This is a genomic window from Sphingomonas profundi (assembly GCF_009739515.1).
GTDB classification, from domain to species: Bacteria; Pseudomonadota; Alphaproteobacteria; order Sphingomonadales; family Sphingomonadaceae; genus Alterirhizorhabdus; species Alterirhizorhabdus profundi.
The window spans coordinates 2,064,759-2,077,398 of record NZ_CP046535.1; the positions used below are offsets into that span (position 1 = coordinate 2,064,759).

Here is a 12,640-nt window from a genome sequence, read left to right on the forward strand (position 1 = left end):
GGCTTACCGCCGGCGCGTCGTCAGATTGCGGTGGTGGCGAAGCGCCGGCGATCAGGCGCCGGTCGACTTCCAGAGGCCGCGGTGATCGATGACGGCCGCCGCGAAATCGAGGCTCGCCTTCATCTCGACGCCGTCGACGGTGAAGCCCATGCGGCTGGACATCTGCACGCCCTCGGAGCCCTCGAGATAGGCGTACTCGACCGTATCGACCTGGGCGTTCGACGCCACGCCGTACCAGGCGGTGGTGGAGTTGCCGTCCAGGATGGCCTCGACGATCGGGTCGAGCGCGGTGCGGCCACCGGCGCGAAACTCGTTCACGTCGGTCGCCTTGGCCGGCACGAACTGGCTCGAGGTGAACTGGTAGGCCAGCTGCTCCTGCGTCGCCGGCGCCAGCAGATGCTCCGGCATCAGGTTCAGCTCCTCCGACTGGAGCCCCTTCTGCAGGCGCATGTCCTTGCGCATGGCGGCCAGCGACGTCGCCGAGATCGCGCCCGAGCCGAGATTGCCGTGATCGGCGTGGAACAGCGCCTTGCCGTCGGGCATCGTCGGGTTGGACGTGATCTGCGCATATACCGTCCGGTTCTCGAGTCGGGCGGCCGAGCCGGCGAAGCCGGTCGTGATCCGCTCGAGCGCGCGCAGATCGTCGTTGATGATTAGCTGGCGGGTCACGGCGATGATGCGGCCGTAGGTCACGACGGCGTAGCTGACCTTGCCGTCGCTCGCGGTGCCGTAGCGGAACTCACCGGCCTCGTTGACCTTCACCAGGTCCGGCATCGCCGACATCTGGATGACGTCGACCGAGCGGAAGTCCGGCGCGTTCGGCGCGCGACGCGCCCAGGAGCGATAGCTCGGCTGGTTCTCGTCATAGGCGGCGCGCAGGCGGCGGTTGAGGCCGTTGCCGACCAGGTTCGAGAAGTCGCTCGTGCTGTGCAGCGCGCGCTCCGCGATCTCGTTGGGGGTGAGGCCGCGGACGCTGACGCCGCTGGCCGCCAGATGCTCCTCGGCCATGCGCAGCAGCGACATGCCACGATAGGCCCGACCAACGTCCGCCAGTTCCGAGCGCGGCGACATGCGGTGGAACAGATACTCTTCCATGCCGCGGCGCATGGTGTCGCCGGCGTCGCGCGTCACGGTCACGCGGCTGGTCGTCGGCGCCTGGCTGTCACGCTCGGCGAAGCGGCGGCCGATGTCGGCCATCAGCGCATCGCGCGTCAGCGGCGTCGCTTCGTGGCGCTCGATCAGCTCGAACGTGGCGTCGTCGGTCAGGCCGGCGTTGCGCGCCGCGGTGCGGATCGCCGCAACCGTCACGGCCGCGGGCACCTGCCGCTGTTCGATCACGACAGGCGCGATCACGTCAGCGACGACTTCGACGGCGCGGGCATTGTCGACCGGGGTGGAAACGCTGGCGATGGCAGGAGCGGCCGCAGCCGCGCCGGTGGGGAGGTTGCGTCGCATATCATCTTCCTCTTGGCTGCCGTGTGCGGGGGTGCCCGGTGCGGATCGAACCACGGCGTTCGGATCGGCGGGAACGGGGACGAGACTGGCCTCAAGCAACTCCCAGGCGACGGCGCGCCAGGTCTCGTGATCGGTGTCGTCGGTAGCGGTGATCTGCCAGCGGGTGACCCGGTAGCCGATCGAGATCGCGCGCAGCTCGCCGGCGGAGACACGCGTCTCGATGGCGCGGCCGGCTTCGGTGTCCGCGAACTGCAACACGCCGATCAGCTGGCCACCCTCGATCCGGACGGAGAGGATGCGGCCGATGACGCCGTCCAGCTGATATTGGTTGTGCGTGTCGAGCAGCGGGCAAACGCCACCAGTCACGCGTGCGAGGTCGATCGCGTCCGCCGAGATCTCGAGCTCTTCAGTGAAATAGTAGCGGCGTACCGCAGTACCGGCAGAGAGAACCGCCTCTACCGTGCGTGCGGTTGCGTCGTAGCTGTCCGGCGCCACAGCAAGGCTGCGCACGCCGCGGCCGCCTGCCTGCGGCTGCCGGCGCTCCTCCGGGTCGATGCTGGGCGCGCTGCGTGTCATCGGTATGGCGTCGCGCAATCGTGCGGCGACGATCGCCGCTGCAGTGCCGGTGCTCGCGCTCGTAACGATTAGGATGCGCTGAGTGGACGGCGCCGGTGGCGCCTTCGGATTCTTGTCCATGTTGGTCTCCGGATCAGGCCGCGTCGGCGGCGTCAGCGCTGTCGTTGGCGGCCGCGTCGGCCTTCTTCGCGTCGCCGCTCTCCGGCTTCGGCGGGTTGACCAGCTTGCGCGGATCGCCGTCGAACATGACGCCGGGCCCAAGCGCCGCCTCCGCATTCGCGAGATCCTCGGCATATTGGGCGAGGAACTCGAGATAGTCGTAGCCGCGCTCCTCAACGAGCTGGCTGAGCGTCACCTTGCCCATCCGCAGGTTGGCGAGATCCGCCTGAGCATCCTTGTAGGGGTCGACCGAGATGAAGCCAGGCGGCGTCCAGCGCCAGCCGAAGCTCGCGACCGGCAGCAGGCCGGCGGCGAGGGACGCCTCGCGGTAGCGCTGCGCGATCACGCGGCAGAGCTTGTGCACCACGACGAGCCACTGGATCCGCTCCATCCGGCGGCGGAAGCCATGATGCCCGGCGCGCCAGCTCGAATAGTTCACGCCCGAGAAGTCGCCGGTGGCGTGCTCGTACATCACGCCGGCGGCCGCCGCGGCCTCACGCAGGTAGAATTGCGCCGCCTCGGCGATGCCTGGCGCGCTCGGCGGCGTCGCCATGGTGACATCCTCGCCCGGAAACAGGCGCGTCATCATGCCCGGCTCGAACTTGTCGACGAGCTTGCCAAATTTGCGCTTCAGCGCCTCGCCCGTTTTCGGATCGGAGAGCGTCACCGGATCGCCGTCGCCCTTGTCGGTGATGAAGCCGGCCATGCACGAAGCGATGCGCTTGCGGACGAGCTCGGCGTCGAGATAGCCGCGCAGGTCGCGCAGCGTCATCACCGCGGGCGCCAGCAGCGGCATGCCCCGGTCCTGCCCGGGCCGCAGCTTGTTGTAGAGGTAGACGATCTCGTCGGCCGGCACGCGATCGCTGACGAGCGTGCGGGCGCGGAACTGGGCGACGTTGCCGGGATGGTGCGGGAGAAGCCAGTAGGCGACCTTGCGGCCGCCGGCGTCATATTCGATCCCGCGATCGATCAGGCCACCGCTCCGCGTCGTGCCGTTCTTCAGCGGATCGAGGAAGTCGGGCTCCATCACCTGCAGCGACAGCGGCGCGGTCGTCACCTTGGCGTCGAACTGCAGGCGGCGGAAGCGGACGATGGCGGCGCCCGATTCCGCCATGCCCTTCGTCGCCGACCAGAGCAGCCCGTTCAGGTCATGGTCGCCGTCATGATCGCAGACCTCGCCCCAGCTCCGCCAGTCGCCGGAGACCTTCTTCGCGTTGCGTCCCTTCAGCCCTGTCGGCGCACCGACGATGCCGGTGCCGACGACATGGTCGGCAAAGGTGTCGACGATCTGCAGCGCCCAGCCATTGTTGCGCACCAGGTCGCGCGAGCGGTTGCGGACGATCTCCTCGTTGGCGCCCGCCTCGGCATTGGCATCGGTGCCGCCGGCCTGCCAGCTGGCGGTGCGGTGGTCGCGACGCGCCGCCTCGTAGGCGCGGCCGTGCATGTCCATCTGCCGCCGCGCAGCCAGACGCCGCGCGCCGGCGACGGGCGCCACCCAGCCGATCGCCTGGTCGAGCCAGGTCACCTCAGAACGCCGCCACGGACGTGCGGCAGCGGCCGCTCAGCGCGTCGCCCTGCATGTCCGCCTGGATCATGCGCAGGATGTCGCGCATCTCGCCGAGCGATCGATAGGTCACCTCGCGGCCATCGGCGTAGCGCACCTTCAGCGCTCCCGTGGCGATCGCGGCGCGCAGCTGCTCTGCGTCGTTGCTCGTGAACGCCATCGGCAACTCCTCATAGCCAGCTCTCGCCACCGTCGGCGCCGGACCGGCTGATCCAGGCATCCTCGGCGGCCGGCGCCATCTCGGGCGCCGCGATCGCGACGAACCGCGTCGCCAGGTCCTCGGTGCGTTCGTTCAGGCGCAGGCCGAAATGGATCAGGCCCTGCAGCGCCGCGTAGGCATAGACCCGGCAGTCCAGCGCCTCGTTTGCCTTGCCCTTCGGGCACTCCCAAACCGTGAAGCGGGAGCCCGCCATCACCTTCAGGATGCGGCGCTCGACGATCAGCTGCTCGTACCAGGCCAGCTCGCGCTTCGCATGGAAGTGCATGAACCCGGGCCCGGGCTCGCGAACCTCTTCCAGCCTGGCGCGGATCGTGTCCTTCGCCGCATTCACCCCGATCACGGTCGGCTTGTACTGCGACCGCTTCCGCGTTGACGGCTTCACCGTCGGCCAGATCGGCGCGCGCTGGCCGCTCTTCTCCGACGCGCCCTTGATGGCCCACACCTTGCGGCCCAGGCGCGCCTTGGCGAACGCATAGACCTCGTTGGTGCGGTGACCGCCCGAATCGATGCACGCCGCCTCGACCGCGAACGCGCGACCGTCGGCGCGGCGAAAGGTGCGCAGCAGCTGCTCGTCGACGCGATCCCAGAGCTCGAAGCTCGAGGTGTCGCCCTCGATTACGACGTAGCCGAGCGACCAGCTCTCCTCGTTCGTGCCCCAGCCGACGAACTCGAGCTCGACGCGATCGTCCTGCGTGTCGCCGCCGACGGTGATCAGGCCGACCCCGTCCGGCACCTCGCCCGGCCAGGTCTCGGCTCGCGCCGCCAACGTCTCCGCCTTCAGGTCCTTGCCCGTCGCACGCCGGTGCGGCCGGCCGCGCTGCGTGTTGTCGAACACGACCCGCTGATCCGGGTCGTCCTTCATGTCGAGCCACTTCGTCGCCTGCTTCGGCGGCGCATCCTTCGGCCACGGCGAGAACAGCTTGCCGGCGGTGAAGCTGGCATGCTCGTTGTCGACCGGCCACTTGCCGCAGTGCTGGCATCGCGCGCGGTAGACCGCCCAGCGCGGGCCGGCCCACCAGTCCCACGTCTGCAGCACCGGGTCGGCTGGCCGGCTGTCGCCTTGCCGCCGCCATGCTTCCTCGTAGACGGCGAGCGGGTCCTGGTGCTTGCCGCAGCACAGGAACGCCTTCGTCTGGTGCCAGCGCGTCGTCTTCAGCGCCTGTAGTCGGGCACCCTCGTCCCAGCCGACGCCGCAGGCCTCGCAGTAGATCTTCGCCGTGCGCGGGTGGTGCGCGATGACGTTGCCGGCCTCGTCGAGCTCCTTGTCCCACTCGACGTGCCTGAAGAAGTCGATGAAGTTGCGGTGGCGGCAGTGCGGGCACTCGACCGAAGCCTGCCGCTGGTCGCCGGCGAGATAGCTCGCCTCGATGCGGCTCTCGCCCTCGATCGTCGGCGAGCAGACCCGGACCGACAGATATTCCGAGAAGGTGGCCTGGCGCTCGTCGCCGAGCCCGATCGCGTCGCCCTCGCGCGTCAGGACGTATTTGTCGACCTCGTCGTACATCGTGATGCAGACGGGTCGCCGGGCGAGGTTGTCGGGCGATCCGGCGCCAGCCAGGGCGAGGAAACCGCCCGGAAAGCCCTTGTAGAGCAGCGTCTCCTCAGCCGACCGGCTCTTGCGCGAGCCCATCAGGTCCCGGAGCACCGGCGTCGCCCGGATCATGGGCGAGATACGCTCCTTCGAGAACTGCTCGGCGGCGGCTTCCTTCGGCTGCACGAGCAGCATCGGCACCGGCTTGATGTGCGCGTGGTAGCCGACGATCGTCTCGAGCAGCGCCGTCTTGAGCAGCTGCGTGCACACCATGGCGGTGAGCACGTGCACCCCCGGCTCGGTCACCGCGAGCATCGGCCCGCGCGCCACCTCTACGGTCGAGGTCCGCCATTTCCCCGACGTGGAGCCCGCCTCCTTCGCGAGCCGTCGGTAGCGATCCGCCCAGTCGGGCAGGTTGATCCAGGGCGGAGGCGTGAGGCCGCGGCGCCAGGCGCGCCGCAGCCGCTCATCCTTCGCCGGCTTCTGCGAACTCCGCTTCCGGCTCTCCGAGATCCTGGAGCTGCTGCTGGACATGCTTGTTCAGCGCCTCCACCACCGGCTCCGGCGCTACACCCAGCTCGGCGGCGATGAGCGGCCCGACCCGGGCCGGCCAGTTCATCCAGGCGTCACGGATTTGGCGCGCCTGCTCGAACAGGATCGCCTCGGCCACCTCGATGTCGACGAGGTCGCCCGCCTCCTTCCGCGCAGCCAGCAGGTTCTTCGCGGCGAGCGCATTCTCCTTCACCTGCTCGGCGACGCCGGTCAGCGCGAAGCGGCCGGCGAGCACCTGCGCGATGAAGTCGACGACCTCCTCCGGATCCGGCTGATCGCCGATCGCGGCCGGCGGCGGGAGCACTGCGGACAGCGGCGCCGTCACTGCCTGGGTGCGGACATTCGGTGCGGACATTTGCGTGGTGTCCGCACCGATGTCCGCACCCGCAGCGCCGCGGCGGTTGGTTCGTCTCCAGCCCGATCCGACCAGCGCCGCGTCGAGCTTGCCGTCTTCCGAAAGCCGCAGCTTTCCGGCCGTTATCGCCCGGCGCACCAGCTTGTCGTCGCACCCGTCGAGCCGCGCGAACTCGCGCACAGACACCAGGTTCAGGGGTGCGGACATTTCAGGTGCGGACCCCTTTCAGAACCCATAGCTGGGAACGCTTCGAGCCTTTGCGCCCCGTATACGAAACTGGCCGGGAAGGACCCGAACCGGGGGGGATGGCCGGTTCGGGGGCGGCCAACCGGGGGCGGCGGCCGGTGTCGAGGTCAATCGAACTCGGTTCGTCGCATTTCGGCGGGCGACGCTGCCGGGCTGATCGTGATGGCGGTCTCGATGAGGGCCATGACCCTCGCCCGGGCACGCGCACCATCCTGCTCGTGTCTCGCGATCTCGGCGTCCAGCCGGTCGCGCCGGCCACGAGCACCGGCAGCTTTGAGATCGGCCACGGCGATCTCGCCGATCGCGTCGTCGAGCACGCGGGGATCGATCCAGCGGCCGCCAGGCAGGCGCTTCATCTCCTCGCGCATCAGCGGGAACTCGAATGCCTCAGACCTCATGCGATGCGCTCCCGCACCCAGTGCAGGACCTGCTCAGCGGGCAGGCGCACCAGCGGCTCATCTTTGGCGAGCAGCAACATCACCGCGATGCCGACGCACCGGGCGAAGAGACGAACGCCCTCATCCATCAGCGCGTCACCACACCGTCCTGAACGACGCGCTCGAGCAGGAAGACCTCCTCGGCCGGCGGGACGGAGAAGCCGAGTGCGTACAGCTGCTGCGCATGCTTGCCTTCGAGCCCCTTCTTCGTCTCGACCTTGTCGACCGAATAGCTGACCCGCACGTAAGGTTTGGCCCAGCGATGCTCGCGCAGCTTGGCAAGGGCAGCCGCGTCGTCGCCGCCGGCAAACTCCAATCTGGTGCGTCCGGCCTTGCTGCCGATCATGCAGCCGCCGAGCTCCAGCGTCTTGCGCTTGCCGGTGAGCAGGGCGGCGCCCGATCGGCCCCACCAGGCTGCCAGTTGCTCGCGCAGCTCGCCTTGCTCGTGGAGCAGCGGCACGACGATGCCGTCTGCAACGGCGTTGCTCCGCGCGATCGCCTCCTCGCGGCCAGCCTCCGCCAGTGCGATCTGATGGCCGAGCGCCGCGAAGCGCTCGAGCAGCGCGGTCGCCTGCTCTACAGGCGCGGTGATCCGCAGCTTCATGCCTGAAGCCCTCCCAGCGCGTCGGCGGGAGCCGAGCGCATCTTCAGCTGGCGCGTCGCGACATAGCCGCGCTCGACGTCATCAAGCAGTTCGCGGATCTGCGCCTTGCTGAGGGCGACGATATCGCCTGGCGCTTCCTCGACAGAGGCGCGAATCTTGCCCAAGTCGATCATCGGCTCACCAGATGTAGCCGCGGCCGCAACGGCCGATCGGCGGGTTTTCGGGACGACCAGGCCCGCGCACCGCGCGACGCATGCGGATCGCGAGCTGCTCCACCTGGTCGACATGGCCGTCGTGCTGTGTCTGCGACGGACGGCCGGCACGCATGGCCCCGATCAGCTTGTCGAGGTCGGCACTCACGCGCTCGAGCTCGTCGGCTAGGGGCGATTGCGGCTGGGCCATGGAACGGGAGCTCCGGAAGCCGAAGCGTTCAGGCTCCGGACGCGGCTGTGGCGGGGCCGTTCCTGCCGCTTACGTGTCGATTTCGCGCCCTTCCCTTGCGGGAAGTTCCCGAAAGGAAAGGGGTCAGGCGGCCCGTCTTTCCCGCGCCAGGCAGGTCCACCAGAGATCGAGCGCGACCGTCAGCAGCCGCCGTGCGCGTGGCATTGAAAGGCCGTGGCGGCGTGCGGCGATCGTCAGGCCTACGTCGTGAACGATGATATCCAGCAGCGGATCGGCGAAGCGCGCGATCGTGTCGCGCCAGCTGTCATAGGCACGCTCGGCCTGGATCCGCCCGAGCCGTTCCTCTTCCAGCCGACCATGCACGCCGCCGTCCACCCGCGCCTCGAGGCTTGCTGTGCGAACCGCGACATCGGCGACGATGATGCGGTAGGCCTCGCCGATCTGCTCGGCGGCGGCGAGCTGATCCTTGTCGAGCGCGCCGCTTTCGAACAGCCGCGCCAGCGAACCCGACCGGCGTCGTTCGGCATGGTCGTGTGTCTCGGCGGTGCCCTGCTTGTGTGACCAGCGCTCCCGCAGCGCGACCCGGGCCTCGATCGCAGGCGCCAGCGGCATTGGCGCGGGCGAACTCGGCAGCCGCACCACCACCCGGCGGCTGCCCTTCTTCTTCCTCCGCGGCATTTGCGAAGCCGTGTCGATCCGCGGCCGCGGGCGGCCGAGCACCAGATGCTCGAACCGTTGTCTCTCGCGCTCGATGATTGAGATCGTCATGCTGCCCTCCGCTCAGTCCTGCTCCGGCAGATGCTCGAACGCGGGCAACAGCGGCAGCTTATCTTGCGGGAAGGGCCGCATCGCTTGATGTGGACCAACGACGACCCAGCCAATGCTTCGCAGCGTGCTTTCCAGCAGCACGCGCGAGCGGGCGACGTCGAGCACCTTCAGGCTGCGCTGCGCGCCGGGCGTCTTCTCAATGATGCCGCGGTCGATCAACTCGCCGACGAGTTCGCGCGCCCGCGGCTTGCTCACGCCAAGATGTCGCCCGATCTCGTCGAAGCTCGGGCTGGTGCCGGAGCGGGCGATCCGCTCGATGATGAAAGCCAGCGCCTGATCTCGACGGGGAGGCGCGGACGGAACCTCCTGCATGACAGGAACATAGCGTGAAGGTGAAGCGACCGCCAGAGTAATGCCTCCGCTCGTCGCCCGAACAGCGACGGAGGGACCCTCCGCCGTGGTGGCGCAATGCCGCACAGATCCGCGTCGTTTCCTGCGCCCGATCGCCTAGATACCCTCGTAATACCCGAGGGTCGGGATCGGTAATACCGATTACGAACCCGAAGCGATCAGCGCGAGACCACCGGTGATGCCGCCAACCGTCAGCGCTATGATGGCAATGGCGGTCGCCACCCACTGCCAGCGCCACGTGTTGAGGTCGGCTTTGGTCGGCAGGTCGTTCAGCCGATCAAGGATCGTCGCTTGGCCTGCGCGCAGGTCGTCGAGATCGCGACGTACATACTCCATATGGGTTTCCAGCCGGGTGACGCGCTCTTCCATGGGTTCCGAAGTGCCCCCGCCGCCGCCGCCATGCAAGAGGCCCTCGCCGCGGGACTGCTCGCGGATCTGCTTCATCGTGGCAAACTGCACACGCAGTCGATCGTCAACTGTCATCGGTATGCACCCCGATGGTACGGACCTTCTCGAGGAAGATCCCCTCGATCGTATCGAGCTGGCGGCCCGCCGACTCGAGTGCATCGACTACACCGGGCGATGGGTCGCGTTGCCCCCGTCGAGTTGCCGCGATCAGGTAGCTAATCGCATTGGATAGGCTCGCGATCATGACGAGCATATCGGAATTGGAAAACCTCAAAGTGTCGTCTGAAGCGGATTGCGTGTCTTCAGTCATCTGAGCACCGGTTAGACAGCATAGCTAGATGATCGGCAAGCTCCATGCCCCAGCTCATTTCATTCGCGCATACCACACCATCCGCCGCGATCAGGTCGGCAACCGCTCGCTTCAGGACCGCCGTTGACGTTCGACTTCGCGCATAGTGCCTGAGCGCTGCAAAGAAGGTGTCGGCATCAGGTGCCAATCGGCGCGCGTGCGCGAGGATCTCGTCGATTGGCGGATCGCCGGCCCACTCCTTGCGTAACCATATCGAGCAGACGAAACGTTCGATCGGCTCCAATTCGAGGAGATGCCACTTTCCGTCGCAGTGAGCTATGAACGCAAGCACGTTCAACCCGGCGATCAGCGTCGCCTTCTGCGTTCGATCAAGCCCCCACGTCGGCGCCTTCTCACGTATCGATCTGGGCTCGAAGCGTGCGAAGTAGCTGCCATCGCCAAGCACTTCGCCGGTGTAGGCGTCGGCAACGGAAACAATCCTATCGCAACGGAACTGGCGATAGCCACCCGCGACCGAGCAGATCGCGCCGACATAACCATGCTCGCCGAAGATGTCGTAGCGGCGGCAGGTTATTAGCCGAGCTTCACCCACATATTCGATCACGCATACGAACGCTGTTATCGGATCAGGTTCTGCCTCACGTGCCGGCTCTTTCATGACGAGCGCCTCTTCCCGCTCGATCACGTCCGCCACGCTAACACGTGTTGGAGGAAGGATCGCCTCTTGACCAGAAAAGCGTTCTACTAGCCCCATGACTCCCCCTGCCTCTAACGCCTGACATCCCCGCGATAGTCGGTCTTCGAGCTGTGGATCGTCGGCCGATCCTGTGACGGGGCGGTGCAGGCCACACCCATGGCCTCCGCCAGATCCAGCAGAAGGCGTCGTTGCCCAGCGTCGAGCCCGCGAAAGCGATCGACGAGCCGCTCCTCGCTCGCGGAAAGCTGGACAGGCTGAAACTCGTCAGCGCCGACACCGGCCAATGCCATGACGTCAGCTGGGTCGATGCCGCGATCGGCAAGTATCACCGCCACTTTGCGTGCAAATTCGAGCGGAAGATGGGGCTTCTTGAAGTCGTTTGCATCTTCATAGCGCGCGTAGGAGGATGTCGGGACCCCCAGCTTGTCCGCCATCCCACGGATCGTGAGAGGAGGGTTGGCGCTCTGCCGCAAGCGCTTCAATCCAAGAGCCGCTGAGGACATAGGACGATGGTGTGCGGATATCCCGCACACGTCAGCACCGATTATACGTTGACTTGCTGTCCGGTTTTCCCGCACAAGTCCGCACATGGCTTCGGGACTGCCTCTCTTCACGCGATTCGGCGGCATTCGGCCGATGGCGAAGACGCTCGGAGAAGCGTCATCCAATGTGCAGGACTGGAAACGGCGGCGCCGCATCCCGACGAGCAAGCAGCCGAAAGTTCTCGAGATCGGAAACAGGATCGGCCTGAACCTGACCGCCGAAGACGTGATGTTCCCGTTTCCGGAGGATCGCCCGGCCGATCACGCCCGCAAGCCCCATCCCGACTTCGGCGACATGGAACCGGCGCGATGAGGCTCCCGACACACGCTCGTCATCTACCTTTCTGCCGCCGGCAGACCGGCCGTTGCCTGCACCAAGTGATCGGGCGCGTTGACCGTTTGCCCTCATCCTCTGGAGCTCACCGGCGCCGGTTGTCCCCGACAATCGGCACTGCCTTTTCTCGCGGAGGCCGTGGATGAGGGGGCCGGGCAGCTGGTGCGAGACCTGCCACAACACGGGCGACATCGATTGCCATTGCGGCGGCGATCTGTGCGTCTGCGGCGGCGGCAATGGCGACGGCACCGATCCCTGCCCCGACTGCCACGGCGAGCCCGGGCATGACGGCGATTTCGACGACTGCTTCGGTGAGCCGGCGTGACGAAGCCGCGCCCGCCCCTCTCGATCGATCTCGCGCTCGCCCGCATCGCCGGTCAGATCGAGGGCGGCTGGGCCGAGATGGCGCGCCTGGTCGACCGGCACGAGAGCACTGTGCGACGCTGGGGAGACGAAGCCCAGCCTGAGCAGCTGCCGCTCCCCGCCGCGATCGCGCTCGACATCGCGTACGAACGTGCCGGTGGCGTTGGCCAGCCGATCTTTCAAACCTACGAGCTTCAGCTGGGGATCGCGCGAGAGCACGCCTTCGCGGATCAGGTGGCGATCGGCCATCAGACATGCGTCGTGATCCGGGAGAGCGGCCAGGCGCACGAGGCGATGGTGCTCGCTGCGCTGCCGTCCGCGTCCGAGCACGACCGCGTAAACGCCCTCCGCGAACTCGAAGACGTTGCGCGCGAGGTTAATACGGCGCTCGCGCTACTCAGCCGTGCGCGCGCGCCACCGGACACCAGCTGAGCCCCACTCCCACGAGACTGCCCGCCCGATCCGGCCGCCCTGCGACTTCCTGACCGCAGGGGCGGCTTCGTGCTGCCCGAGAAAGCTGCTGCCGTGCCCTTGCACCCAGACGATTGCCGCTGCTCTCGATGCGTCCACCCCGCCGATCGCCGCGGCTGCACGCGCTCGGCGCTGGTGCTCGTCGCTGCCACGCTCATCCTCTGGCTGCTGCTGGCGGCGATCGTCGGGCTGATCCAGCGATGACCCTTTTCTCCCCTTCACCCCTCGTCGGAGC

General features: G+C 67.6%; 20 protein-coding genes. 4 read left to right on the top strand and 16 right to left on the bottom strand.

The window, feature by feature from the left end; translation table 11 throughout:
• Positions 1–51: 51 nt before the first annotated feature.
• The 16 genes from GNT64_RS09715 to GNT64_RS09785 all read right to left on the bottom strand — a co-directional run bounded on the left by GNT64_RS09715 (position 52) and on the right by GNT64_RS09785 (position 11,129).
• On the bottom strand, positions 52–2,151 hold the full coding sequence (locus GNT64_RS09715; RefSeq protein WP_231639422.1) for a prohead protease/major capsid protein fusion protein: 2,100 nt from the start codon (positions 2,149–2,151) through the stop codon (positions 52–54).
• A gap of 13 nt (positions 2,152–2,164) precedes the next feature.
• On the bottom strand, positions 2,165–3,715 hold the full coding sequence (locus GNT64_RS21855) for a phage portal protein (protein ID WP_156679354.1): 1,551 nt from the start codon (positions 3,713–3,715) through the stop codon (positions 2,165–2,167).
• A gap of 1 nt (position 3,716) precedes the next feature.
• Positions 3,717–3,914 (bottom strand): phage head-tail joining protein, encoded by a 198-nt coding sequence (locus tag GNT64_RS09725; RefSeq protein ID WP_156679355.1) that lies wholly within the window; start codon positions 3,912–3,914, stop codon positions 3,717–3,719.
• A 10-nt stretch (positions 3,915–3,924) separates the two neighbouring features.
• Positions 3,925–6,039 carry a phage terminase large subunit family protein gene (locus tag GNT64_RS09730; RefSeq protein ID WP_156679356.1) on the bottom strand — a complete coding sequence of 705 codons (2,115 nt, stop codon included), beginning with the start codon at positions 6,037–6,039 and terminating at the stop codon, positions 3,925–3,927.
• Positions 5,972–6,592 (bottom strand): hypothetical protein, encoded by a 621-nt coding sequence (locus GNT64_RS09735; RefSeq protein WP_156679357.1) that lies wholly within the window; start codon positions 6,590–6,592, stop codon positions 5,972–5,974. Before GNT64_RS09735 ends, GNT64_RS09730 begins: the two co-directional genes overlap by 68 nt.
• 173 nt (positions 6,593–6,765) lie before the next feature.
• Positions 6,766–7,026, bottom strand: a complete 261-nt coding sequence (locus GNT64_RS09740) for a hypothetical protein (protein WP_156679358.1) — start codon at positions 7,024–7,026, stop codon at positions 6,766–6,768.
• A 26-nt stretch (positions 7,027–7,052) separates the two neighbouring features.
• On the bottom strand, positions 7,053–7,184 hold the full coding sequence (locus tag GNT64_RS22170) for a hypothetical protein (RefSeq protein ID WP_277873263.1): 132 nt from the start codon (positions 7,182–7,184) through the stop codon (positions 7,053–7,055).
• Positions 7,184–7,699, bottom strand: a complete 516-nt coding sequence (locus GNT64_RS09745) for a host-nuclease inhibitor Gam family protein (protein WP_156679359.1) — start codon at positions 7,697–7,699, stop codon at positions 7,184–7,186. The genes GNT64_RS22170 and GNT64_RS09745 overlap by 1 nt, the downstream gene beginning before the upstream one ends.
• Positions 7,696–7,872, bottom strand: coding sequence for a hypothetical protein (locus GNT64_RS09750; RefSeq protein ID WP_156679360.1), 177 nt, complete (start codon positions 7,870–7,872; stop codon positions 7,696–7,698). The genes GNT64_RS09745 and GNT64_RS09750 overlap by 4 nt, the downstream gene beginning before the upstream one ends.
• A 4-nt stretch (positions 7,873–7,876) precedes the next feature.
• On the bottom strand, positions 7,877–8,101 hold the full coding sequence (locus tag GNT64_RS09755; RefSeq protein WP_156679361.1) for a hypothetical protein: 225 nt from the start codon (positions 8,099–8,101) through the stop codon (positions 7,877–7,879).
• Between the two features lie 123 nt (positions 8,102–8,224).
• Positions 8,225–8,821, bottom strand: a complete 597-nt coding sequence (locus GNT64_RS09760; RefSeq protein ID WP_156679362.1) for a hypothetical protein — start codon at positions 8,819–8,821, stop codon at positions 8,225–8,227.
• Between the two features lie 60 nt (positions 8,822–8,881).
• Positions 8,882–9,241 carry a LexA family protein gene (locus tag GNT64_RS09765; RefSeq protein ID WP_156679363.1) on the bottom strand — a complete coding sequence of 120 codons (360 nt, stop codon included), beginning with the start codon at positions 9,239–9,241 and terminating at the stop codon, positions 8,882–8,884.
• A 180-nt stretch (positions 9,242–9,421) separates the two neighbouring features.
• On the bottom strand, positions 9,422–9,739 hold the full coding sequence (locus GNT64_RS09770) for a hypothetical protein (protein WP_156679364.1): 318 nt from the start codon (positions 9,737–9,739) through the stop codon (positions 9,422–9,424).
• A gap of 13 nt (positions 9,740–9,752) precedes the next feature.
• Complete coding sequence (locus GNT64_RS09775; protein WP_156679365.1) at positions 9,753–9,998, bottom strand: hypothetical protein; 246 nt, start codon at positions 9,996–9,998, stop codon at positions 9,753–9,755.
• A complete protein-coding gene (locus tag GNT64_RS09780) occupies positions 9,991–10,692 on the bottom strand; it encodes a hypothetical protein (protein WP_156679366.1) in 702 nt (233 codons plus the stop codon). The genes GNT64_RS09775 and GNT64_RS09780 overlap by 8 nt, the downstream gene beginning before the upstream one ends.
• A 74-nt stretch (positions 10,693–10,766) precedes the next feature.
• Complete coding sequence (locus tag GNT64_RS09785; RefSeq protein WP_156679367.1) at positions 10,767–11,129, bottom strand: hypothetical protein; 363 nt, start codon at positions 11,127–11,129, stop codon at positions 10,767–10,769.
• Positions 11,130–11,283: 154 nt separating this feature from the next.
• On the opposite strand from GNT64_RS09785, the gene GNT64_RS09790 reads away from it, so the two are divergent.
• From GNT64_RS09790 to GNT64_RS09805, 4 genes are all read left to right on the top strand, one after another.
• On the top strand, positions 11,284–11,550 hold the full coding sequence (locus GNT64_RS09790) for a carph-isopro domain-containing protein (RefSeq protein ID WP_422396629.1): 267 nt from the start codon (positions 11,284–11,286) through the stop codon (positions 11,548–11,550).
• Positions 11,551–11,713: 163 nt separating this feature from the next.
• A complete protein-coding gene (locus tag GNT64_RS09795) occupies positions 11,714–11,896 on the top strand; it encodes a hypothetical protein (RefSeq protein ID WP_156679369.1) in 183 nt (60 codons plus the stop codon).
• On the top strand, positions 11,893–12,366 hold the full coding sequence (locus tag GNT64_RS09800) for a hypothetical protein (protein WP_156679370.1): 474 nt from the start codon (positions 11,893–11,895) through the stop codon (positions 12,364–12,366). The genes GNT64_RS09795 and GNT64_RS09800 overlap by 4 nt, the downstream gene beginning before the upstream one ends.
• 93 nt (positions 12,367–12,459) lie before the next feature.
• Complete coding sequence (locus tag GNT64_RS09805) at positions 12,460–12,609, top strand: hypothetical protein (protein WP_156679371.1); 150 nt, start codon at positions 12,460–12,462, stop codon at positions 12,607–12,609.
• The last annotated feature ends 31 nt before the right edge of the window (positions 12,610–12,640 follow it).

Excerpts from the sequence above, each read along its gene's own strand:
- GNT64_RS09715 (WP_231639422.1), bottom strand. The coding sequence starts at position 2,151 with ATGGACAAGAATCCGAAGGCGCCACCGGCGCCGTCCACTCAGCGCATC.
- GNT64_RS09725 (WP_156679355.1), bottom strand. The coding sequence starts at position 3,914 with ATGGCGTTCACGAGCAACGACGCAGAGCAGCTGCGCGCCGCGATCGCC.
- GNT64_RS09730 (WP_156679356.1), bottom strand. The coding sequence starts at position 6,039 with ATGTCCAGCAGCAGCTCCAGGATCTCGGAGAGCCGGAAGCGGAGTTCG.
- GNT64_RS09740 (WP_156679358.1), bottom strand. The coding sequence starts at position 7,026 with ATGCGCGAGGAGATGAAGCGCCTGCCTGGCGGCCGCTGGATCGATCCC.
- GNT64_RS22170 (WP_277873263.1), bottom strand. The coding sequence starts at position 7,184 with ATGGATGAGGGCGTTCGTCTCTTCGCCCGGTGCGTCGGCATCGCGGTG.
- GNT64_RS09745 (WP_156679359.1), bottom strand. The coding sequence starts at position 7,699 with ATGAAGCTGCGGATCACCGCGCCTGTAGAGCAGGCGACCGCGCTGCTC.
- GNT64_RS09750 (WP_156679360.1), bottom strand. The coding sequence starts at position 7,872 with ATGATCGACTTGGGCAAGATTCGCGCCTCTGTCGAGGAAGCGCCAGGC.
- GNT64_RS09755 (WP_156679361.1), bottom strand. The coding sequence starts at position 8,101 with ATGGCCCAGCCGCAATCGCCCCTAGCCGACGAGCTCGAGCGCGTGAGT.
- GNT64_RS09765 (WP_156679363.1), bottom strand. The coding sequence starts at position 9,241 with ATGCAGGAGGTTCCGTCCGCGCCTCCCCGTCGAGATCAGGCGCTGGCT.
- GNT64_RS09775 (WP_156679365.1), bottom strand. The coding sequence starts at position 9,998 with ATGACTGAAGACACGCAATCCGCTTCAGACGACACTTTGAGGTTTTCC.
- GNT64_RS09785 (WP_156679367.1), bottom strand. The coding sequence starts at position 11,129 with ATGGCGGACAAGCTGGGGGTCCCGACATCCTCCTACGCGCGCTATGAA.
- GNT64_RS09790 (WP_422396629.1), top strand. The coding sequence starts at position 11,284 with ATGGCTTCGGGACTGCCTCTCTTCACGCGATTCGGCGGCATTCGGCCG.
- GNT64_RS09795 (WP_156679369.1), top strand. The coding sequence starts at position 11,714 with ATGAGGGGGCCGGGCAGCTGGTGCGAGACCTGCCACAACACGGGCGAC.